Annotated in this window: 24 protein-coding genes, 1 tRNA gene and 1 other RNA gene; 9 read left to right on the top strand and 17 right to left on the bottom strand. The window is 38.6% G+C overall.

The window, feature by feature from the left end; translation table 11 throughout:
• Nucleotides 1–385: 385 nt before the first annotated feature.
• The 3 genes from ACUN0F_RS07335 to smpB all read right to left on the bottom strand — a co-directional run bounded on the left by ACUN0F_RS07335 (nt 386) and on the right by smpB (nt 2,624).
• Complete coding sequence (locus ACUN0F_RS07335) at nt 386–1,312, bottom strand: hypothetical protein (protein WP_103655861.1); 927 nt, start codon at nt 1,310–1,312, stop codon at nt 386–388.
• A gap of 364 nt (nt 1,313–1,676) precedes the next feature.
• Nucleotides 1,677–2,031: a transfer-messenger RNA gene (ssrA, locus tag ACUN0F_RS07330) on the bottom strand.
• Nucleotides 2,032–2,156: 125 nt separating this feature from the next.
• A complete protein-coding gene (smpB, locus tag ACUN0F_RS07325) occupies nt 2,157–2,624 on the bottom strand; it encodes an SsrA-binding protein (protein ID WP_001123922.1) in 468 nt (155 codons plus the stop codon).
• A gap of 177 nt (nt 2,625–2,801) precedes the next feature.
• Between smpB and ACUN0F_RS07320 the strand changes: the two genes are divergently transcribed.
• Nucleotides 2,802–3,212 (top strand): hypothetical protein, encoded by a 411-nt coding sequence (locus ACUN0F_RS07320; RefSeq protein WP_431144358.1) that lies wholly within the window; start codon nt 2,802–2,804, stop codon nt 3,210–3,212.
• On the opposite strand, the gene rnr is transcribed toward ACUN0F_RS07320, so the two are convergent.
• The 5 genes from rnr to ACUN0F_RS07295 form a co-directional block, all read right to left on the bottom strand.
• A complete protein-coding gene (gene rnr / locus ACUN0F_RS07315) occupies nt 3,119–5,551 on the bottom strand; it encodes a ribonuclease R (protein ID WP_445539306.1) in 2,433 nt (810 codons plus the stop codon). The genes ACUN0F_RS07320 and rnr overlap by 94 nt on opposite strands.
• A gap of 142 nt (nt 5,552–5,693) precedes the next feature.
• Entirely contained in the window at nt 5,694–6,434 is a 741-nt protein-coding gene (gene estA, locus ACUN0F_RS07310) for a carboxylesterase (RefSeq protein ID WP_000761972.1), read from the bottom strand.
• Nucleotides 6,435–6,888: 454 nt separating this feature from the next.
• Complete coding sequence (gene secG / locus ACUN0F_RS07305) at nt 6,889–7,122, bottom strand: preprotein translocase subunit SecG (protein WP_000557264.1); 234 nt, start codon at nt 7,120–7,122, stop codon at nt 6,889–6,891.
• Nucleotides 7,123–7,216: 94 nt separating this feature from the next.
• Entirely contained in the window at nt 7,217–7,909 is a 693-nt protein-coding gene (locus ACUN0F_RS07300; protein ID WP_000078299.1) for an LrgB family protein, read from the bottom strand.
• Nucleotides 7,906–8,274, bottom strand: coding sequence for a CidA/LrgA family holin-like protein (locus ACUN0F_RS07295; protein ID WP_075309614.1), 369 nt, complete (start codon nt 8,272–8,274; stop codon nt 7,906–7,908). Before ACUN0F_RS07295 ends, ACUN0F_RS07300 begins: the two co-directional genes overlap by 4 nt.
• 335 nt (nt 8,275–8,609) lie before the next feature.
• On the opposite strand from ACUN0F_RS07295, the gene ACUN0F_RS07290 reads away from it, so the two are divergent.
• Nucleotides 8,610–9,560: a nucleoside hydrolase gene (locus tag ACUN0F_RS07290; protein ID WP_445539305.1), complete on the top strand. Its 951-nt coding sequence runs from the start codon at nt 8,610–8,612 to the stop codon at nt 9,558–9,560.
• Nucleotides 9,561–9,762: 202 nt separating this feature from the next.
• On the opposite strand, the gene eno is transcribed toward ACUN0F_RS07290, so the two are convergent.
• The 9 genes from eno to ACUN0F_RS07245 form a co-directional block, all read right to left on the bottom strand.
• Nucleotides 9,763–11,058, bottom strand: a complete 1,296-nt coding sequence (gene eno / locus ACUN0F_RS07285; RefSeq protein WP_000103948.1) for a phosphopyruvate hydratase — start codon at nt 11,056–11,058, stop codon at nt 9,763–9,765.
• Between the two features lie 30 nt (nt 11,059–11,088).
• A complete protein-coding gene (gene gpmI, locus ACUN0F_RS07280; protein WP_001231145.1) occupies nt 11,089–12,618 on the bottom strand; it encodes a 2,3-bisphosphoglycerate-independent phosphoglycerate mutase in 1,530 nt (509 codons plus the stop codon).
• Nucleotides 12,615–13,370, bottom strand: a complete 756-nt coding sequence (tpiA, locus tag ACUN0F_RS07275) for a triose-phosphate isomerase (protein WP_001231045.1) — start codon at nt 13,368–13,370, stop codon at nt 12,615–12,617. The genes gpmI and tpiA overlap by 4 nt, the downstream gene beginning before the upstream one ends.
• 32 nt (nt 13,371–13,402) lie before the next feature.
• Nucleotides 13,403–14,587, bottom strand: a complete 1,185-nt coding sequence (locus ACUN0F_RS07270; protein ID WP_001036333.1) for a phosphoglycerate kinase — start codon at nt 14,585–14,587, stop codon at nt 13,403–13,405.
• A 139-nt stretch (nt 14,588–14,726) separates the two neighbouring features.
• A complete protein-coding gene (gap, locus tag ACUN0F_RS07265; RefSeq protein ID WP_000161234.1) occupies nt 14,727–15,731 on the bottom strand; it encodes a type I glyceraldehyde-3-phosphate dehydrogenase in 1,005 nt (334 codons plus the stop codon).
• 26 nt (nt 15,732–15,757) lie between these two features.
• Nucleotides 15,758–16,786, bottom strand: a complete 1,029-nt coding sequence (gene cggR, locus ACUN0F_RS07260) for a gapA transcriptional regulator CggR (protein WP_001258183.1) — start codon at nt 16,784–16,786, stop codon at nt 15,758–15,760.
• Nucleotides 16,787–16,921: 135 nt separating this feature from the next.
• Nucleotides 16,922–17,167, bottom strand: coding sequence for a glutaredoxin family protein (locus ACUN0F_RS07255; protein ID WP_060632839.1), 246 nt, complete (start codon nt 17,165–17,167; stop codon nt 16,922–16,924).
• A 9-nt stretch (nt 17,168–17,176) separates the two neighbouring features.
• Nucleotides 17,177–18,484, bottom strand: a complete 1,308-nt coding sequence (rpoN, locus tag ACUN0F_RS07250) for an RNA polymerase factor sigma-54 (RefSeq protein WP_445539304.1) — start codon at nt 18,482–18,484, stop codon at nt 17,177–17,179.
• Nucleotides 18,485–18,742: 258 nt separating this feature from the next.
• Nucleotides 18,743–18,818, bottom strand: a tRNA-Arg gene (locus ACUN0F_RS07245).
• 308 nt (nt 18,819–19,126) lie between these two features.
• Between ACUN0F_RS07245 and ACUN0F_RS07240 the strand changes: the two genes are divergently transcribed.
• The 7 genes from ACUN0F_RS07240 to ACUN0F_RS07210 all read left to right on the top strand — a co-directional run bounded on the left by ACUN0F_RS07240 (nt 19,127) and on the right by ACUN0F_RS07210 (nt 22,892).
• Entirely contained in the window at nt 19,127–19,333 is a 207-nt protein-coding gene (locus tag ACUN0F_RS07240) for a DUF1657 domain-containing protein (RefSeq protein ID WP_002124076.1), read from the top strand.
• A gap of 93 nt (nt 19,334–19,426) precedes the next feature.
• Nucleotides 19,427–19,915: a YhcN/YlaJ family sporulation lipoprotein gene (locus ACUN0F_RS07235; RefSeq protein ID WP_264461684.1), complete on the top strand. Its 489-nt coding sequence runs from the start codon at nt 19,427–19,429 to the stop codon at nt 19,913–19,915.
• Nucleotides 19,916–19,943: 28 nt separating this feature from the next.
• The gene (gene spoVAC, locus ACUN0F_RS07230; RefSeq protein WP_002034730.1) at nt 19,944–20,420 is read left to right on the top strand and encodes a stage V sporulation protein AC; all 477 of its coding nucleotides are present in this window, start codon (nt 19,944–19,946) and stop codon (nt 20,418–20,420) included.
• Nucleotides 20,421–21,437, top strand: a complete 1,017-nt coding sequence (spoVAD, locus tag ACUN0F_RS07225; RefSeq protein ID WP_262744826.1) for a stage V sporulation protein AD — start codon at nt 20,421–20,423, stop codon at nt 21,435–21,437. It abuts the gene before it with no gap.
• Nucleotides 21,434–21,784 carry a stage V sporulation protein AE gene (spoVAE, locus tag ACUN0F_RS07220; protein ID WP_000575919.1) on the top strand — a complete coding sequence of 117 codons (351 nt, stop codon included), beginning with the start codon at nt 21,434–21,436 and terminating at the stop codon, nt 21,782–21,784. The genes spoVAD and spoVAE overlap by 4 nt, the downstream gene beginning before the upstream one ends.
• 11 nt (nt 21,785–21,795) lie before the next feature.
• Entirely contained in the window at nt 21,796–22,002 is a 207-nt protein-coding gene (locus ACUN0F_RS07215) for a DUF1657 domain-containing protein (protein WP_076541641.1), read from the top strand.
• A 20-nt stretch (nt 22,003–22,022) separates the two neighbouring features.
• Entirely contained in the window at nt 22,023–22,892 is an 870-nt protein-coding gene (locus ACUN0F_RS07210) for a DUF421 domain-containing protein (protein ID WP_046955590.1), read from the top strand.
• Nucleotides 22,893–23,083 lie beyond the last annotated feature (191 nt).

Raw genomic sequence — 23,083 nt, 5'->3', positions numbered from 1 at the left:
AAAAATATAGGTGCTTAGGAAATAATTTCAATAATCCTCTTCAAATCTTTCAGAAACAAAAGCATAATTAATTATTTTTAAAGCATTGAAAAGCAACTCGAAATTCCCAGCTATATATTTTCTTCTTTACTTGAAATTAATTTAATGCCAATTTATATAAATCAAAACTCTATAAGTTAGAGTTAATTATAACATAAAAATTGGAAGTTCAATATTATCATGAAGTGAAATTATTCACGAATCCTCTGATTATATTTGAACAATGACATCACTCTCCCCTTCTTATTCCCTCATCAATTTCCTACAAAATAAAAATATTGATATGCCCTCTGTAAAGTTAAATAATATTTGATTTTAAAAATCTGATAAGAATGAGAATTTCTTATCAGATTTTTAGATGAAGAATCATTTTATTTGTTATTTCACTTACCATTTGTCTATCATAGTTCGCTAAATCAAAATATTCTACTTCACCATATCTCGCTTTATAAATCGCTACCTTTTTTATCTTCAAATCTTTATAGGCATCCGACCACTCACTACTATTTAAAGTTACTGAAATTTCATTTAAAAAATAATAACCAATTAATTGAGCCACTTCTTTCCAAGAATATCCTAGAGCCTTTCCGCTTTTGAAGTCATATAAAACTCCATCAATAATTATATCACCATCGGCTCCACCTACCATTAAAGAAGCAATCCCAAAGGTCGGGTTATAGATTACTTTGCTTTTTTGGGAGACAATTTCAGTGACAAGAAACCTTTTTTGGAACGCTCTGCACATATCTTCTAATTCTTTTTTTATTACTTCTTCCGGATTAGAAAAAAGACTTTTTTTAGGATTCATTGGAGGTAATCCACTGCGAAAAATATGTTCCAATTTAGCTAAATAACATGCTGCAGTAATTAATTCATTAATTTCATTTTTTCCGTTAATAAATAATTGAAATTGTTTAATGGATTTCTTGTAATGGTAGTTTAACTTAAATGAGCTAAGTATAGATTTTTTAAAGAAACTTTTCATTATCTTTAAACCATTTTCTGCATTTATTTTTTTAAAAAAATCTTCTGAATTACCAATAGCAACTTGGGCTATCATTGCTCTAGCTAAATAATCAAAAGCTGTTCCTACTAATGAGGCTTGATATGGATTCGTAAGAGTATATGGAACCAGCATCTCATATTCTTTAGTAAAAGCTGTTTTACCAGACACTGTTTTAAACTCATTCTTCTTAGGAATTATTTTTCTTAATATAGATTGAAACTCCTTATCCCTTTCTTTAGAACTTTTAAGAATGCTTGTTAATGACATTAAATCACCTTATTTATTTTTATAATAACAATATATAATTATAAATTAATTTATTTCCAATGTTAAATTCTTTATCGCTTATTTGTTTAACATAATGAATTCCATATTGAACCGAAATACAAATTGATTAAAGCTTATTTGAAATTATCTAATGAAAAAAGTATTCTTTAATATAATACTTTTTTACCAATAAGAAATGAAGTTCATTTTTATCGTTTTTGGGGCAACTTGTTCTATTAGGCTGATTGTTACATATTATTTTTGGAACCATAACTTTGCCACAAACAAAAAGAACCATAACCTTGCCGTTTTGGCAAAGTTATGGTTCAAATCACACAAAATAAAAAAACCACCAAATATGTATTGGTGGAGACGGTGGGAGTCGAACCCACGTCCAAAAATATCGGCACTTAAGCTTCTACGAGTGTAGTCGATATATTAGCATTTCGCAAACTCTTCGGCCTATCGACAGGCTTCCAAGTTGCTAGTCTGATTGTTCTCTTCCTTCGCCCTCAGACGGCGAACTCCGGCGTAGTCCACTTAGTTTGAGTCCCTTACCCTACCACATGGACGATGGAGGGAGGAACCTTTAGTGCAATTAAGCAGCTAAAGAAAGATTGTTTTGTTTGCCAATTATAGGCTTTGACGTTTTAACGAGGCCGATCCCCTCGACTCGCAACCTAAGCTCGAACTATCCCTGTCGAATCCGTAACGTCCCCATGATAAAAATGGAGCATACGAAGAAATATCGTGATAGCTACTAAGAGCTGTTTTTCAATGTGCAACAATCTTACATAAGTTATTATATCATACGCGCGCCGTTTTACAAATGTAAATATCTGTATTACATCTTTTGACGATCACGGAACGCGCGTGCAATTTCACGTTTTGCTTCTTTCTCTTTTAAATCGTTACGCTTATCATATTGCTTTTTACCTTTTGCTAAACCAAGTGCCATCTTCGCAAATCCATTTTTTAAATAAATTCTAACTGGAACTAATGCATAGCCTGTTTCTTTTGAAGCACCCGTTAACTTCTCAATTTCTTTTTTATGAAGGAGTAACTTTCTCGTGCGAAGCGGATCATGGTTGAAACGATTCCCTTGCTCATATGTACTAATATGCATATTATGTACCCATACTTCACCATTATGTACACGTGCAAACGCATCTTTCAAGTTCACACGTCCAGCGCGAATCGACTTAATTTCAGTTCCTTGAAGGACAAGCCCTGCCTCGTATGTTTCTTCAATGAAATAATCATGAAATGCTTTTTTATTTTGTGCAATAACCTTACCTGTACCCTTTGGCATATAACGTCCCTCCTCTATTTTTACTATTGTAACAAATGTTAATAAAAAGCGAAAGTGGCTCGCTCAGAATGTAAGGTGGATGGAGCTTCTGACCTTGAGGCGCTCTTTGCCTCTCGGGAAGAAGCGAAGCCGCCGAACATTCTAGCCACTGTAGCTGGATTCCATTAAAAAGCAAAAGTGGCTCGCTCCGAATGTGAGGTGGATGGAGCTTCTGACCTTGAGGCGCTCTTTGCCTCTCGGGAAGAAGCGAAGCCGCCGAACATTCTAGCCACTGTAGCTGGATTCCAACAAAAAGCGAAAGTGGCTCGCTCCGAATGTGAGGTGGATGGAGCTTCTGACCTTGAGGCGCTCTTTGCCTCTCGGGAAGAAGCGAAGCCGCCGAACATTCTAGCCACTGTAGCTGGATTCCAACAAAAAGCGAAAGTGGCTCGCTCTCAAGCCACCAATAAAAAAGAAAAAGCCCCGCTTTTCATCAAAGCGAAGCCCTCCTTTTCTTACTTACGCTTTTTCTTTTTCTTCTTGAATCCTGGTACATTTTCGAAGAATGCTTTTTTCTTCTTACCGTTACCATCTTTTTTCCCTGGCTGACTAGCGGACGTGGAAGTGGAAACAGAAGCTGATCCTCTTCCTTTTCCTTTGCCACCACGGTCGAATTTTCTACCTGTACCACGTTCTCCGCCGCGCTCATCACTGCGCTCGCTACGTCCACCGCGTTTCTTTCTGCCTGTTCTTGGCTGTTCGATAACGACTGGACGATCTTTGAACTTACGACGAGGCGTACCTTTCATGCCAACGATTTCAAAGTCGATTGCACGCTCGTCTTTGTTTACGTTAATAACACGAATTGTAATTTCGTCTCCGATGCGGAATACGTTACCTGTACGTTCTCCGATCATTGCGAAATGTTTCTCGTCATAACGGTAGTAATCATCCGTTAAGTAGCTAACGTGTACAAGACCTTCAATTGTATTTGGAAGCTCTACGAATAAACCGAAGTTTGTTACAGAGCTAATCATACCGTCATACTCTTCGCCGATTTTATCAACCATATACTCTGCTTTTTTCATTTCGTCTGTTTCACGTTCTGCTTCAACAGCACGGCGTTCCATATTAGAAGAATGCTCTGCAATTTCAGGTAAGTTTTCACGCCATTTCGCTTGTGTTTCATTGTCGACTTTACCGTTAATGATGTATTCACGAATTAATCTATGAACGATTGTATCTGGGTAACGACGAATTGGTGATGTGAAATGTGTGTAGAACTCAGTTGATAAACCGAAATGTCCTAAGCTATCCGCATCGTAACGCGCTTGCTTCATTGAACGAAGCATTACTGTTGAAATAACTACTTCTTCCGGCTGCCCTTGAACCATTTCAAGAATTTGTTGCAGCGCACGAGGATGTATTTCGTTCGCACGTCCTTTTACTGCGTATCCGAAGTTCGTTACAAACTCGAAGAAACGTTCCAGCTTATCTTCTTTCGGATCTTCATGGACACGGTACATGAATGGTACGTTCATCCAGTGGAAATGCTCTGCTACTGTTTCGTTCGCAACAAGCATAAATTCTTCAATTAACTTCTCTGATACAGAACGATCACGCATGACAACATCTGTCGGTTTACCTTCTTCATCTACTAATACTTTCGCTTCTTTAAAGTCAAAGTCGATTGCACCGCGGCGCATACGTTTTTCACGTAAAATCTGTGCCAATTGACCCATCTCTTTAAACATCGGTACGAGCGGCTCATAGCGTTTGATTAACTCTTCGTCCTCATCTTCTAAAATGCTTCTTACGTCAGCATACGTCATACGCTCTGTCGTTTTAATCACACTTTGGAAAATCTCATGCTTTACAACATCACCTAAGTTGTTGATTTCCATTTCACAAGATAACGTCAGACGGTCTACTTTCGGGTTTAACGAACAAATACCGTTAGATAGACGATGCGGAATCATCGGAATTACACGGTCAACAAGATATACACTCGTTGCTCTTTCCGCTGCTTCTACATCAATTGGAGAACCTTCTTGAACGTAATGACTTACATCCGCAATATGAACGCCAAGCTTGTAGTTACCGTTCTCGAGCTTCGTTACTGTAACAGCGTCATCTAAATCTTTCGCATCTGCACCGTCAATCGTTACGATCATTTGGTCACGCAGATCACGGCGATCTTTTAAATCTTCTTCTGAAATCGTTTCTGGTACACTGTTTGCATGCTCCATCACTTCTTCAGGGAATGCTAAAGGTAGATGATGTTTATGAATAACTGATAAAATATCTACTCCTGGATCATTTTTATGACCTAGAATTTGAATAACTTCACCTTCTGCACTTAAACGATTCTCTGGATAGCTCGTAATTTTCACAACTACTTTATGGCCTTCTACAGCACCCATTGATGCACTTTTCAAGATAAAGATATCACTCGTCCAGCGCTTATTATCAGGTACAACAAATCCAAAGTTTTTCGATTCTGTATATGTACCAACTAGTTCTTTCGTGCCGCGCTCTAAAATACGTACAATTGAACCTTCTTGGCGTGATCCACTTGATTGTGCGCTAACACGCGCTAATACTGTATCGCCATGAAGTGCACCGTTTAACTCTGTAGGTGGGATGAAAAGATCATCATCTCCCGTTTTCTTCTCTTCTGGTACAACGAATGCAAAGCCACGTGCATGTCCAATTAATTTACCGCGTACTAAATTCATCTTTTCAGGAAGACCGTAACGGTTACTACGTGTGCGAATAACAAGTCCCTTCTCTTCCATCATTACAAGTGCCTTTACAAAATCTTTAAAGCCCTCAGACCCTTCAATTCCAAATGCCTCTTCTAACTCTTGTATTGTTAACGGTTTGTACGCTTCTTCTCTCATAAATAATAACAACTTATCAATATTTCCTTGTATGATTTCTTCCAAGCAGAAATACCTCCTTTAAACCCTTATATTATTTAGTGTATCCGAAAGACCGGGGATGTATAAAGCGAAACTTTAATACTCCCCTAATGATTTTTACAGTTTTCACAAAAAATTCCTTATGAAAAAAAGAGGCAACTAGATCTTACCAATCTAGTTGCTCCAAGAAGTTATATACATCCTCATGTAGCTCGTCACGTTGCTTATCAAGTGTAATGACATGCGTAGAGTCTTCATACCATTTAATGTCTTTTAACGTAGATTCTACACCGTTATAAATAATGTTAGCACTATCTGTATTAATCATTTCATCATGACGCGCTTGTACAACAAATGTAGGTGCATAAATCATATCCACATTGTTACGTACGTCAGCAATTAATTGTTGTAATGCTTTTAATGTATTCATCGGTGTCTTTTGGAATTCCAACATTTCTTGTTCGATTTGCTCTGGTGATTTTTGCTCACGGTTTTTATATTCGCGGGCATATGCCAATATACCTTGGTACATCGTTTCTTCACTCTTAATATACATTGGTGCACACATTGGTACTACACCTAAAACAGGTACTGTATAACCTAATTTTAAAGAAAATACGCCGCCAAGTGATAATCCAACAACAGCAATTTTCTCAAAGCCTTTATCTTTTAAAAGCTGATATGCCTCCATTACGTCTTGCCACCAATCTTCAGGACCTGTATGAACAAGCTCTTCTGGTGGTACACCGTGCCCTTTATAAATTGGCGCATGACAAGTGTAGCCTTTCTTCTCTAAGAAACGCCCTAACATACGTACATCAGCTGAGTTTCCTGTGAAACCATGTAGTAATAAAACAGCGCGGTCTCCACCCTCAAATGTAAATGGTTTCGGAGATGCTAATTTCATCATGTACTTCTCCTCTTTCTCTTCTGTAATCTAGTCGTATTCTTTCTATATCTAGTGTACCATATTTATCCCTTTCGGCAAGAAGACTCCATCTGATTTGTGTTACGGGTGAAATCCAACAACTCAGGTGGAGATGAATTGCCGTCAGCAGGTAGACGAAACAATTTTGTTTCTTTTGTCTTACGATATAATCTGCCCTAGATAAGGAGGGAATATATCGTAGGACAACGAAATTGAATAATGATAATCATAATCATAATCATTAATGCTAGAGCGTCAAACTGTCTAGCGATAGACGAAAAGACCTAGCGTTCGAACTCAAGCCCCCACTGAAACGCTTTATCTCAGTAGGGATAGTTGACATTTCTATAATCTAGTTAGAAACATCTTTCAAATGGCAAAATAAAAAAAGAAGAACCATTAGTACAACTTACTAACGCTTCTTCTTTCAATTCTATAAATTGAAGTACGTAACACCAATTGTTAATACAAAGAACAATACAGCTAAAACAATTGTAATACGGTTTAATACCGCTTCAATTCCACGTGCTTTTTGCTTACCAAATAATTGCTCTGCACCGCCTGAAATTGCACCTGAAAGGCCTGAGCTATTACTAGACTGCATAAGTACCATAACAATCATTAAAATCGATACAATAATAAGTAAAACGGATAATAACGTATGCACTTGGCGCACCTCCTACAAAGATTCAGTTATTTTAACTGTAGCATAAATTCTATAGAAAAGCGAGAGCTATAGAGTCTCTCTCGCTTTTCTTCTATTACATAAACATCATTGCAAATAACGGCCCGAGCAAACATGTCAAAATTGCTGTTAATGTCATTGTTACCGATCCAATAACACCTTCATGTTCATTATTTTTCATCGCTCTCATTACACCCATAATATGAGAAGCACATCCAAATCCGATACCTTTACCAACTGAGTTTGTAACGCGGCTCCATTTTAATAAAAGTGGGCCGGTAATCGTTCCAGTAATACCTGCGATAACAACGAAAGCTGCTGTTAATGACGGTACACCACCAACTTGCTCTGAAACACTCATCGCAACTGGCATTGTCACCGATTTTGGTAAAGAAGATAAAATTAAGCTTTTATCTGTTCCCATAAGTGATGCAATGGCAAAATCACTTGCGATTGCAACTGTTGTCCCTACTAATACGCCACCAGCAATCGGTACAACATATTTTTGCAGAACGTGACGTTGTTTATAAAGAGGAATTGCAAATGCTACAACACCGGGTCCGAGCAGTTTTGCAATCCAGCCACCACCGCTTTCCATATAATGTTGATATGGTATATCAAGCATGATAAATAAGAAAGCCATTAATCCTGTTGCTACAAGCATTGGAATGGTGAATGGTGTTGGAAATAATTTATAGATTTTTTTAGATAATTGGTATAATAGCACCGTAAAAAGAACCCAACCGATTCCGATTAATATTTGGCTCATCGCGACTCTCTTTCCTTTCTATTCGCAAGATATTGTCCTGTATGCCCTGCGACAATAATAATTAAAAATGTACTCGCTACAATTGTAATGAAAAGAGAAATTCCTTTACTCATAAAAAAAGCACCGTAATTCATTAGGCCAAGTGTTGGCGGAATTAATAAAAACGGCATAATAGCAACGAGTGTTTCTGCTCCTAAATCGAACCATTTCACTGGAAGGACTTTTAGGCTAAGTAAAACAAGTAAGAGGAACATTCCAATCAAACTTCCTGGAATCGGAATATTTAACACTTCTTGTAACCAAGTTCCAACCATATACAAGACGTAAAGAGCAGCAATTTGGACAAGAATCTTTGTAAATTTCATGTTCATCATCCCTCATGTTTATACGATCTTCTCTTAATATCTTTATCATAGTATAAATTGTAAAAAGCTGCAATTTATCAACTTGACAGCAAAAACAGCTTATGTTAGACGCTTACAACCTTGATATGACTGGATTTCCGCATAGAAATTAAGTCAAAAACCTTGACCTAATATAAAAAGTTTTTATTTTCTGAATTTATAACGTTGTTATTTCAATAAAATAATCTTTTTATCCTTAAGCTTACATATATATAAAGTGAAACTTTCATTAGTGGTGGTTTTCTTCATCCCTACAATCAGGCTTTTACGGGATAAACAAGATAGGTGGTGAACATATGCCAAAAAAAGTTCTTATTTTTTGTGATCCTGGGATTGATGATACGATGGCTCTCCTCTTAGCATTCTTTATTGATGAAATAGAAATCGTCGGCATCGTTGCTGATTACGGCAATGTTCCAAAAGAAATGGCCGTACAAAACGCTCATTTTCTTAAGAGCGAAGCAAAGGAGAGAAATATCAAGATATTTGGTGGGTCAGAACGTCCACTTACTGGCGCCCCTCCAGCTTTCTTTACGGAAGTACACGGGAAACAGGGGCTCGGGCCAATTATTCCAAAGGGAAATGTGACTAACGGAGAGATGGAGAATTTTTTCGAAGTTATTCCTCTTATTGAACAGTATAAAGATGAATTAATCATTGTAAGTTTAGGAAGACTTACCTCCCTAGCAATTTTATTCATCTTATGTAAACAGCTCATGAAGCAAGTTAAATCTTACTATGTAATGGGCGGTGCCTTTTTACATCCTGGTAATGTTACCCCTATTTCCGAAGCAAACTTTTATGGCGATCCTACTGCCGCTAATATAGTCCTTCAATCCTCACCTAACATGTACATCTATCCATTAAACGTCACTCAGTATTCCATCATTACACCAGAAATGGCTGAATACATTGAAGCAAAAGGAAAAGCCCCACTCGTCAAACCGTTATTCAATCATTATTACTACGGATATTATAAAGACGCCTTACCGCATTTAAAGGGGAGCCCCTTCCATGACACAATGCCAATACTCGCTTTACTTGATAACTCTATGTTTACGTATCACAAGTCACCTATCGTTGTCATGACAGAATCTTATGCACAAGGAACAAGCATAGGGGAATTTCGTTCTTTAGGAGAATCTAAGCCATTTATTGATTGGCCGAGTCATCAAATCGCAATTGATTTTGATTATAACCGCTTCTTTAAACATTTCATGTCACTTATGACGGGTGAGCAATTTTAACATAAAGTGAAACTTTAATCAGTGGGGGTTTTGTTCATCCCCCACTGATTATTAGTTGAACCAATCGGACGTTTACGGACAGTTGATCTCCCACCTAACTTCTTTGCTCCAACTGAATTTTGAGGTGGGGATTTTACTGTCCGTTAACGCGGGATAAAAAAACAGACCGTGATTTCTCACGGTCTGTCGTTATTTTCTACAATTATCGTTTGATGTTGTAGAAAGATTTGATACCATCGTAAACAGCGATTTCGCCTAGTTCGTCTTCGATGCGTAATAATTGGTTGTACTTAGCAATACGGTCAGTACGGCTCATAGAACCAGTTTTGATTTGGCCAGCGTTAGTTGCAACTGCGATGTCAGCGATTGTAGCATCTTCAGTTTCACCAGAACGGTGAGATACAACTGCTGTGTAACCAGCACGTTTAGCCATTTCGATAGCTTCGAAAGTCTCAGTTAAAGTACCGATTTGGTTAACTTTAATTAAGATTGAGTTAGAGATACCTTTTTCGATACCTTCAGCAAGTTTTTGAGTGTTAGTTACGAATAAGTCGTCACCAACTAATTGTACTTTATCACCGATACGCTCAGTTAATAATTTGTGACCATCCCAGTCGTTTTCGTCTAAACCATCTTCGATAGAGATGATTGGGAAGTCTTTGCAAAGCTCTTCGTAGAAATCAACCATTTCTGCAGAAGTTAAGCCAGTACGGCCTTCGCCTGCAAGGTCATATTTACCAGTTTCTTTGTTGTAGAACTCAGAAGAAGCAACGTCCATTCCTAAGAATACGTTCTCGCCAGCTTTGTAACCAGCTTTTTCGATAGCTTCGATGATTACTTCTAATGCTTCACGGTTAGAACCAAGGTTTGGAGCGAATCCACCTTCGTCACCTACTGCAGTGTTAAGACCTTTGTCATGTAATACAGCTTTAAGTGCATGGAATACTTCAGCACCCATACGGATTGATTCTTTGAATGTTGGAGCACCAACTGGTAAGATCATGAACTCTTGGAAGTCTACGTTGTTATCAGCGTGAGAACCACCGTTGATAATGTTCATCATTGGAGTTGGTAATTGTTTTGCATTGAATCCACCAAGGTAACGGTATAATGGAAGACCTACGAAGTCAGCTGCTGCGTGAGCTACTGCCATAGATACACCAAGGATAGCGTTAGCACCTAGTTTACCTTTGTTTGGAGTGCCATCTAATTCGATCATAGCACGGTCGATACCAGCTTGGTCAGTTACGTCGAAACCAACGATTTCTGGAGCGATTGCTTCGTTAACGTTGTTTACTGCATTTAGAACACCTTTACCAAGGTAACGAGATTTGTCACCGTCACGTAATTCTACTGCTTCGTGCTCACCAGTAGATGCACCACTTGGTACGATAGCGCGTCCGAAAGCGCCGCTTTCTGTGTAAACTTCTACTTCTACAGTTGGGTTACCACGAGAGTCAAGGACTTCGCGAGCATAAACATCAATAATTGTTGACATAATAAATTCTCTCCTTTTTATATAAGCAAATTATTTAATAATTGTTTTACCTGTCATTTCTTTCGGTTGTTCCACATTTAAAAGCGTAAGCATTGTTGGAGCGATATCTCCTAAAATACCACCTTCACGAAGCTCTACATCATTTTTTGTAACGATGAAAGGAACCGGGTTAGTTGTATGAGCTGTCATTGGTCCACCATCAGCAGTTAACTCCTGATCAGCATTACCATGGTCAGCAGTAATAAGTGCTACACCATCTTTTGCAAGAATCGCTTCTACAACTTTTCCTAAACATTCGTCAGTTGCTTCTACTGCTTTAATTGTTGGTTCCATCATCCCAGAATGGCCAACCATATCACAGTTTGCAAAGTTAAGAATGATAACATCATGTTTATCATTTTCGATTTCATTTACTAAAGCGTCCGTTACTTCGTAAATGCTCATTTCAGGTTTCAAGTCATACGTTGCAACCTTCGGTGAGTTAATTAAAATACGCTCTTCTCCTGGGAATTCAGCCTCACGACCACCGCTAAAGAAGAATGTAACGTGCGGATACTTTTCAGTTTCCGCGATGCGAAGTTGCTTTAATCCCGCTTGCGCAACAACTTCACCTAATGTGTTATCAAGGTTCATTGGCTTGAATGCCACGTAACCATCTACAGTTTCACTGAAATGTGTCATACAAACGAATTCAGGAATATGAGGTACTTTTTCACCACGATCGAACTCACGGAAGTCTTCGTTTGTAAATACACGAGCAATTTGAATTGCACGGTCTGGACGGAAGTTATAGAAGATAACTGCATCATCATCATTGATTGTTGCAACTGGCGTGTTATCTTCGTTAACAATTACAGACGGCAATACGAATTCATCATAGATACCGTTCGCATAAGAGTCTTCTACACACTCTTCTGCTGATTTATAAGTAGGGCCTTCACCATTTACCATAGCACTGTAACATTTTTCTACGCGATCCCAACGCTTGTCACGGTCCATAGAGTAATAACGACCAGAGATAGTCGCGAATTGTCCTACTCCTGTTTCTTTAATTACTTCATTTGTTGCATCGATATAACCTTTTGCTGTTTGTGGTCCAACATCGCGGCCGTCTAAGAATGCATGGATATAAACTTTCTCCACGCCTTCTTTTGCTGCTAAGCGAAGAAGAGCAAACATATGGTTCATGTGACTGTGCACACCACCATCAGAAAGTAAACCGAATAAATGAAGAGCAGTACCTTTTTCTTTTACGCTTTTAATTGCATTTTGGAAAGTTTCGTTCTGATCGAACTCACCTTCACGAATTGCAACGTTTACGCGTGTTAAGCTTTGATATACGATGCGGCCAGCACCGATATTTAAGTGACCAACCTCAGAGTTACCCATTTGACCTTCTGGAAGACCTACTTCCTCACCACAAGCTGTAAGCGTTGTGTGAGGGAATTTGTTCCAGTAACCATCAAAATTAGGTTTCTTAGCTTGTGCTACAGCATTCCCATGAGTTTCTTCACGTAGTCCGAAACCATCAAGAATGATTAAAGCTGTTGGCTTTCTCATTTTACCGCCCCCAGAAGACCTAAGAACGAAGCAGGCTCTAAGCTAGCACCGCCAACTAAAGCGCCGTCGATGTCAGATTGTGCCATATACTCTTTAATGTTTTCTGGTTTTACGCTACCGCCGTATTGAATACGAACAGCTTCTGCAGCTTCTGTAGAAACAGCTTCTGCAACAACTTTACGGATGTGCGCACATACTTCGTTTGCATCTGCAGAAGAAGAAGATTTACCTGTACCGATAGCCCAGATTGGCTCATAAGCGATAACAGTTGCTTTAACTTGCTCTTCTGTTAAACCTGCAAGTGCTTTTGTCACTTGACCTGCTACTAGATCAAATGTTTTTCCGCTTTCGCGCTCTTCTAAAGTCTCACCACAACATACGATTGGTGTTAAACCATGTTCAAATGCTGCAAGAGTCTTTTTGTTTACTGACTCATCTGTTTCAGCAAACATTTCACGACGCTCAGAGTGGCCAAGTACTACGTAGCCTACTTTTAAGTCGCTAAGTGCTACTGGGCTAATTTCGCCAGTGAATGCACCATTTTTTTCGAAGTGCATGTTTTGTGCACCTACTTGTAAATCAGTTCCTTCAGCCTTAGCTACTAAACGCTCTAAAAATAGAGCTGGAGAGCAAACTACTGCATCAACAGCTGAAGCTGCTGGGATTTGACCTTTAACTTCCTCTACGAAGCTAACTGCTTCAGATAGAGTTTTATTCATTTTCCAGTTACCTGCGATAATTGGTTTACGCATGCTTTGCACCGTCCTTTTTCTTTGGCTGCTACTTATTTGTCGTTAAGACAAACTACACCTGGAAGCTCTTTGCCTTCCATGAATTCTAATGACGCACCGCCGCCAGTAGAAATGTGGCTCATTTTATCAGCCATACCGAATTTTTCAACAGCTGCTGCAGAGTCACCACCGCCGATAACAGAGTATGTATCTTCTGCATCTGCTAATGCTTGTCCTACTGCTTTTGTACCTTCTGCGAATGGAGTCATTTCGAATACACCCATTGGTCCATTCCATACAACAAGCTTAGAATTTTTAATTACATCTGCATAAATTTCACGTGTTTTAGGACCGATGTCCACGCCTTCCCAAGTAGAAGGGATAGAGTCGATACCTACGATTTGAGTTGTTGCAGTTTCAGAGAATTCCTCTGTGATTACAACATCAACTGGCATGTAGAAGTTTACGCCTTTTTCTTTTGCAAGTTGCATAAATTCTTTAGCTAGTTCGATCTTGTCGTCTTCACATAGAGATAGACCAATTTCATGACCTAAAGCTTTAACGAATGTGTAAGCAAGTCCGCCACCGATGATTAAGTTATCTACTTTGTCTAATAGATGACGAATTACACCGATTTTATCTTTTACTTTCGCACCACCGATGATAGCTGTGAATGGACGTTCTGGGTTAGAAAGTGCTTTTCCAAGTACATCTAACTCTTTTTCCATTAATAATCCAGATACTGCTGGTAGGTAGTCTGCGATACCTGCTGTAGAAGCGTGAGCACGGTGAGCTGCACCGAATGCATCGTTTACGAAGATATCAGCAAGAGCTGCAAATTCTTTCGCAAGTTCTGCATCGTTCTTTTCTTCGCCCGCATAGAAACGTACGTTTTCAAGAACTAATACGTCGCCTTCGTTCATTGCTGCAACCATTTCTTGCGCAACTGGTCCGAATGCTTCGTCTGCTTTTTTAACATCTTTACCAAGAAGCTCGCCTAAACGTGCTGCTACTGGAGTAAGACGTAATTCTTCTACTGCTTGACCTTTTGGACGGCCTAAGTGACTTGCTAAAATAACTTTCGCACCTTGCTCTACTAAATATTGAATTGTAGGAAGAGCTGCACGGATACGAGTTTCATCTGTAATTTTGCCTTCTTTCATAGGTACGTTGAAATCAACGCGGCAAAATACACGCTTACCTTTTAAATCTACGTCACGAATTGATTTTTTGTTCATTGGATTTCCCTCCGACTACTAGTTAGGATTGACAAAACCCACTCAAAAGCTTAACACATTTGCTTTTAAAACGAAAGAAGAGAGAGAGGGAACAAACCCTCTCCCTCGTTTTGTCATTGATTACTTATATAATTAAGAATTAAAGACCTTTAGAAGTCATGTATGCTGCTAGGTCTACTACGCGGTTAGAGTAACCAGTTTCGTTATCGTACCAAGAAAGTACTTTAACCATGTTACCTTCCATTACCATTGTAGATAATGCATCGATTGTAGAAGAAGCTGTACATCCGTTATAGTCGATAGATACTAATGGCTCTTCGCTGTATCCAAGGATACCTTTTAATTCGCCTTCAGCTGCTGCTTTGAATGCTGCGTTTACATCTTCAACTGTTACTTCTTTGTCAAGTTCAACAACTAAGTCAACAAGAGAAACGTTAGCAGTTGGAACACGTACAGCGCCACCGTTTAATTTACCTTTAAGTTCTGGTAATACTAATGCTACAGCTTTAGCTGCACCAGTAGATGTTGGAATCATGTTTTCAGCTGCTGCACGAGCACGACGTAAATCTTTGTGTGGTAAGTCTAAGATTTGTTGGTCGTTAGTGTAAGAGTGAATTGTTGTCATCATTCCGCGTTTTACGCCGAATTTTTCGTTTAATACTTTAGCGAATGGAGCTAGACAGTTTGTAGTACAAGAAGCGTTAGATACTACGTTGTGGTTAGCTGCATCGTATTGTTCATGGTTAACACCCATAACTACAGTGATATCTTCGTCAGAAGCTGGAGCTGAGATGATAACTTTCTTAACTGATCCACCTAAGTGTTTTTCAGCGTCTGATTTTTTAGTGAAACGGCCAGTAGATTCTACTACTACTTCTACTCCGTAGTCGCTCCATGGTAATTGAGCTGGGTCACGCTCAGCGATAACTTTAATTTCTTTACCGTTAACAACGATGCTGTTTTCGTTAGCAGATACTTCTGCATTTAAAGTTCCGTGAACTGTGTCATATTTTAAAAGGTGAGCTAATGTTTTAGCATCTGTTAAGTCGTTGATTGCTACTACTTCTACCTCAGAGTTGTTAAGAGCTGCGCGGAATACGTTACGTCCGATACGTCCAAATCCATTAATACCAATTTTAGTCATTTGAATTTCCTCCTTGGGGGATTATATTAAAGGGTAATACCCTTTGTTAACTGTTTTGCTGCACCTTCATCTGTAATTAGAATTGAAGTGTGCCCTTGTTTAATTACAGCCTGTATTGCCTTTGCCTTTGAAGAACCTCCAGCGACTGCAACAACGTGAGATACATGTTGTAAATCCTCAAGTTGCATACCAACTGTTCTCACTTTATGAACAACATTTCCTTGTTCATTAAAGTAGTAACCGAAAGCTTCGCCTACTGCTTCGCTTGCTTGAATCTTTAACCAATCTGCTTCTGAAGTATTTCTGCGACGTGCCATTGTTAACGCATCACCTATTCCATGAATGACGATATTGGAAGATCGAATCAACTCAAGAACTTCTTTCACGGAAGGCTCTGTCACAATAGACGCATATGCTTCGCTACTAACATGGTCTGGAACATACAATAAGCGATAATTACTCATCGTATTTTGCGCCATCTTGGCACAAATCGTATTGGCTTCTAATTCGACGCCCTCTCCAATTCCACCACGCGCTGGGACAAATAGCATATGTAAATCTTTGCAATCAAGCTGCATCATGTCCGCAGCAGCAGCTAGCGTAGTTCCTCCAGCCACAGCAACGATATTATTCGCTGTCAGACGGTCTTTTATACAAGTCACACAAGCACGGCCCATCTCCAGTTTGACCCAAGGTGATTCATCACTATCACCAGGGACAACGAAAACTTCATCCAAGTCTAATGTTTCCTTAAGTTGCTTTTCTAAAACCTTTAACCCGGAAATTTCTTTCATAAAGTCTTCCAAAGCAAGAACTAAAGCTGTTCCTTCTTCTGTCAAAGTCATTCCAGAAGAAGCGACGTGAACTAAGTTTTGTTCTTTCAAAACTTGAACTTCACTTCGCAATACTCGTTCTGTCATACCGAGACTTGCTGACAAGTTTCTTCTTCCAATCGGCTGCATGAGCCTAATGTATTGAAGAATTTGCATTCTCGTTTGCATAACAGGTAGCAGATCAGGTAATAATTTTTTTGTGTTCTGAATCCATGAGCGCATATCTTTTCTCCTCACTACATTGGTTCATTTTTCCTCGTGGTCACTTTACGTCCCGTAGTGACATTTTGTGTCCCACATAGGTTAAAAAAATAATCCCTGCTACGTGTATTATTGTAACAGGAGATAGAAACTTATTCAACTCTTAACTGCATTCTTTATATAGTTTATTATGACACCTTTGTGAATGTTACCATATTCTACTTGTTTTCCGTCTATTTCTACAACCGGAATCATTAGGTGATATTTTTCTAAAAGGTCATTATCTTCATATATATTTATTTCCTCGATTTGAAAAGAATATTCACATTGTACTTCCTGTAATACTTGTTTCGCCTGCACGCAAAGGCCACAATCTTTTTTTGTATACAGTACAACTTTCATATTCTTCACCTATCCGATCGTTTTTCGTAATGATGACGCTGGAATGTGCATTTGTTCTCTATACTTCGCCACTGTTCTTCGAGAAATAACGATTTCATGCTCTTCTTCTAATAATTTTGAAATCTTTTGATCTGAAAGTGGCTTTTTCTTATTCTCCGCCTCAACAAGCGTTTGGATAAATCGTTTCACACGCTTCGTAGAAACTGCTTCATCTTCAGTAGTCGAAATAGCATTACTAAAGAACGATTTCATCTCAAATAAACCGTGTGGTGTTTGCACATATTTATTTCGCGTTGCCCGACTAATTGTAGACTCATGCACACTTAACTCTTCTGCTACCTCTTTTAAAGCAAGCGGTTTTAAATATTCTGGACCTTCCCAGAAGAAATCACGTTGTTTCTCCATAATAATAGTCATCACTTGCAAAAGCGTTTGTTTTCTCTGTTTTAAACTGCGCATAATCCACTGCACATGCTGATACTTTTCTGATACATAAGATGCTACTTCACTTTCACTATTATTCAGAAGCGCACTATACTCAGAATGAATTTCAATTCTCGGCATATTTCTCTCGTTCATTTGTAAAACGAGACGATCACCATCTTTTTTCACCGCCATATCAGGCACGATATACAGTGGCTTATCAGAAGAAAACGCAAGACCTGGTTTCGGCTGTAATGACGTAATACAGTTCACTGCTGATTGCAATTCTTCATTACTACACTTCAACACTTGAACGAGCTTTCGCCAATCTTTCTTCACGAAATAAGCGAAGTGATCCTCTATAATCTCTTCAGCTAATCCATTCCGCCTTTGTAAGCGCTTCAATTGTAAAATTAGACATTCCTGAATATTACGCGCTCCTACCCCTGCTGGCTCGAGTGATTGGACAAGCTCTACAAAGCGGGCGACTTCATGAATCGGTGCGGAAAGGAGATCCGCTAACTCTTCATTCGTTTCTTGTAAATACCCATTTCCATCCATGTTCATAATAATGAAAGAAGCTATTTTTCGCTCTTCTTCATCTATTTTATAATACTGTATTTGATTTAATAAATGTTGCTGAATCGTTGTTGAATCCACACTGTAGATTTCCATCTGATTCTCGACTTGTTTGCTGGTACTTTTACTGTTGTTAGAGCTCTTTTTCTTCTCCCTCTCAAAACCACCTAACTCAATAAGGGGATTCTCTAACGATTGCTCATACAAAAACTCCGATAATTCTTGTACATTATACTGGAGCATTGTAATCGCTTGCCTTAACTCTTGTGTCATTGCCAAACGTAAGCTTTGTTCTTGTAAAAGACTTGCCTTCAAACTAATCTCCCCCTTGTTTCTATTGTACAATAAGTTTGGTAAAAGGAGAATGCTATCACAGACACCCATTCCAAAATATTATTAATTTATATGTATTAATGAGATTTACAACTTACAACCGAAATTTGAATAATATTGAAAGAAAATAATAAGTTGTTTAATTATTATCAAGTACTAATAGTAAATCTTATCACTAGATATAACAAGAGAGAAATAAAAAAAGTCCTAACCTACAAAACGTAAGTTAGGACTTTTTGACGCGCCCAGAGGGATTCGAACCCCCGGCAGACGTGGTACCGGAAACCACCGCTCTATCCGACTGAGCTATGGGCGCATGATAAAATTTTATAAACCGTTTATTATCAAGGTTTTAAGCCTTCTTCCATTCCGCTTTTTCACATTTACTTTCTTGCGAAAAAACTCTAATAGAAGTGAAATATAACAAGTAAATACCTGCTTATTTTCTTCTCATAATAATAGCAATAAAATCCATCTAAATCAATAAAAATATCCCCTTAATCCTTTACGCACCTTAGCTAGGAGCATATAAATACATCCCTCTCCTAAATTTTCCAATCATAAATTTACTCCAAATCACAAATTATAATCCTTGAATTGATATTCCAAAGGGGGCTTCATTCAATGACTGTAATTACAAAACTAAAGCAAACTGTTTCTGGATTAAAAAGTGCACAAGCTAGCTTAGAGGGATTCGCTCTTGATACGGATAACCAACAAGCAAAGCAACTTTTCCAAACAGCTGCAGAGCAAACACAAACGATTATTGATTCTTTAAACCCACGTGTTGAAGAAGTCCAGCAAGAAGAACCACAATACACACAGCAATAATGGATTCGCCATGCTGTGAAATAGAAAAAGGATGATATGCAATCATCCTTTTTCTATCAAATTACATAATGCAATAGAAATGGAATGATTATAATGCGAAAACTCGGAATCATAGCCGTGTTATTTGTGGTCCTATTCGGTTCACTTACCGGATGTGATAATAGCCCATTAGATAAAAAGGTAAAGAAAGAAGAAGCAAAACGAACAAAAGAAGAAAAGGGCCCCAAGTTAACAAAAATGAGTACAGAATCCTTTAATCAATCTATATCGCAAGAAGCTAAGAAAAAAGCTCTCGCTACGGAAGGAATTATAGAAGCAACCGCAGTTAATACAAATTTAGATCTTTACATAGCCGTCAAACCTGAACATCACGAAAGATTTGGTTTAAAACCGTTACGAAGCAAATTAAAAAAGAAGCTAAGTGATGAAAACCCTACTTTCGATATTCGTGTAAGTACAGACAAAAAGATCTTTATGCTCATAGAAGAACTTGAAAACAAAATTAAGAAAAAGAAAGTAAGTAAAAATGGAATAAAAAAACAATTGAAACTCATCCAATCAGAAATGGGATCTAATATTTAAGCTTTCTAAAAGAGAAGGAAGGATTCAAATGTCTAGTAAAGATAAAAATTTAACACCTGTACAACAAGAATATAAAAAATTCGAACAACAGCGCGAACCGAAGCGTCCCGTTTTAAAAAATTGTATAAAAGCTTTTTTCGTCGGGGGATTAATTTGTTTAATAGGCCAACTGATTTCCACCTTTTATATTACTTATTTCGATTTTACTGAAAGATCTGCTGGAAATCCTACAGTTGCAACTCTTATTTTTATTTCTATGCTACTGACGGGATTTGGCGTCTACGATCGCCTTGGGCAATTCGCCGGCGCTGGTACCGCGGTGCCTGTTACTGGATTTGGCAACTCCGTTATCGCTGCATGTATTGAACACCGTACAGAAGGGTTTGTTCTCGGCGTTGGGGGTAACATGTTTAAACTAGCAGGATCAGTTATTTTGTTTGGTGTATTTTCAGCTTTCGTCATCGCTCTTATTAAAACGATTCTCTTTCAATGGGGAGGTCTGTAAATGTTACAAGGACACCGAACATGGGTATTCGAAAACAAACCAGTTATTATCTCAACAGGTGTAGTCGGTGGCCCCTTTGAGGCAAAGGGAAAAATACCTGAAGACTTCGATACCCTTCATGAAGATTTATGGCTCGGACAAGATTCCTATGAAAAAGCACATAAAATTTTGTTTGAAGAAGCTTGTAGCCGCGCTACAGAAAAAGCGAAACTTCGAAAAGATGATATTCAATTCGTTCTCGCTGGCGATTTAATTAACCAGATTACGCCTACTAGCTTTGCTTGCCGCACACTTGGTACACCTTATCTCGGTTTATTCGGTGCTTGTTCTACCTCTATGGAAGGCTTAGCACTTGGCGCAAGTATTGTAAATGCGAAAGGTGCAAAATATTTATTAACTGGTGCATCAAGCCATAACGCTGCCGTGGAAAAACAATTCCGTTATCCAACTGAATATGGTGGTCAAAAACCCCCTACTGCCCAGTGGACAGTGACCGGCGCAGGCGCAGCTATTTTAAGTGATACAGGACATGGCCCAAGAGTAACTTCCGCCACAATTGGGCGCATTGTTGATATGGGGTTAACAGATCCATTTAATATGGGGGGCGCGATGGCTCCTGCTGCTGTCGATACAATTGAAGCTCATTTAAGAGAAAGAAATCTCGATGCATCTCACTACGATTTAATCGTAACAGGCGACCTCGGACACGTTGGACGCGAAATTGCTTATGACTTACTACATAAACATGGGACAAAAGTAACAAGTGAACAATTTCAAGATTGCGGGTTACTCATTTATAGAGAAGGTCAACCTGTAATAGCCGGCGGAAGTGGCCCAGGCTGTTCAGCAACAGTCGTGTATGGACATTTATTAAATAGAATGCAAAAAGGAGAATTCAAAAAGATACTAGTTGTCGCGACAGGCGCTTTACTATCACCCCTTACATTCCAACAAGAAGAAACAATTCCATGTATCGCTCATGCTGTATCGATCGAATTTGGAGGTGCAACACAATGATTTTTTTCTGGGCTTTCGTCATTGGCGGACTTATATGTGTAATTGGTCAACTTATGTTTGATGTCGGTAAACTTACTCCTGCCCATACGATGGCAACACTCGTTGTTGCTGGAGCAATATTAGATGGATTCAATTTGTATGAACCACTAATTGATTTCGCTGGGGCCGGGGCAACAGTACCAATTACAAGCTTCGGTAACGCCCTCGTTCACGGAGCGATGGAAGAAGCTGCCAAACATGGAATCGTCGGCGTAATTACTGGTATGTTTAAAGTAACGAGCGCAGGTGTATCAGCAGCGATTATTTTCGGCTTCATTGGAGCATTACTATTTAAACCGAAAGGATAAGAGGTGTTTGCATGACTGTTATCGCTAGCGTAAAAACTTGCCTTGCCAGTGTAAGAGGGGCTCAAGCAAGTTTAAGCTCCCTTTCATTAAATTCACAAGACGAAGAATCAAAACGCGTATTTCATGAATGTATGTTAGAAATGGACAGCATCATCGCTGATTTACAGAATAGAGTTTCATTATTAGAACGTGAAGAACCTCAATATAAAGGGTTTTAAGTAGACTGGAGGAAATGACTATGTCTCACCTGCCGGAATGGACACTTGTCATTCTTCGCTCTGTATTCATATTAATTATTTTATTCGCTATTACGAAATGGTTAGGGAAAAGACAAATTTCTCAGCTCTCCTTTTTTGAATACATAGCCGGAATGACAATCGGTGACATCGCTGCCCAAGTATCTACAGGGCTCGATTCAAAATTTTTCCACGGCGTCTTTGCGATACTCATTTTCGCTGTGGTACCTTTTTTCACAGGAATCCTCTCTTTAAAGAACAAAACAGCTCGTGACTTCTTTGAAGGAAAATCTACCGTATTAATAAAAGACGGAAAAATACTCGAAGACAACTTAAAGAAAGAAAAATATACAAGTGACGAATTACTGGAACTACTCCGTGGAAAAAATGCTTTCAGCGTAGCTGATGTTGAATTTGCCGTACTAGAACCGAGCGGAGAATTAAATGTGTTATTGAAGAAAGATCGCCAACCACTTACAGCAAAAGACGTTGGCTTAAAAGTACCGAATGAAAAAGAACCACAAACTGTTATTATGGATGGCAATGTCTTAGATGAACCTCTATCCTCTAGTGGACATAACCGTGCTTGGTTACATTCTGAACTAGAAAAGCTCGGTGTTGTTATTGAAAATGTCTTTCTCGGTCAAGTGGATTCATACGGACAACTTACTATCGACATTTATAATGACAAACTACAAATGCCTTCTCCTCAAAACAAGCCTTTATTATTGGCATCTTTAAAAAAATGTCATGCTGATCTTGAACTATTTTCCCTAGAAACAAAGTCGAAATCAGCAAGCGAAATGTATAGTAAAAACGCGAAACACATCGAAAAGATTTTAAATAAAGTAACCTATCTTTTAAAAGAATAGCTATCACAAGAACGCTTCAGTAAAAAGGCGTTCTTTTCTTTTTACTACAGATTTCATGACGTTTAAATTTATGTAATTCGGTTATGATGTTGAAGATACATAAGCAGGGAATTTCAAAAACATAGCGAATAATTCATGGTACAACTACATATTTTTTTGATTTAAAGTGGTTTCGTTTGACCTTTATTGAC

The sequence above is a fragment of the Bacillus sp. 1A genome, from assembly GCF_052682215.1.
This window is presented reverse-complemented; position numbering and strand designations above follow the sequence as displayed.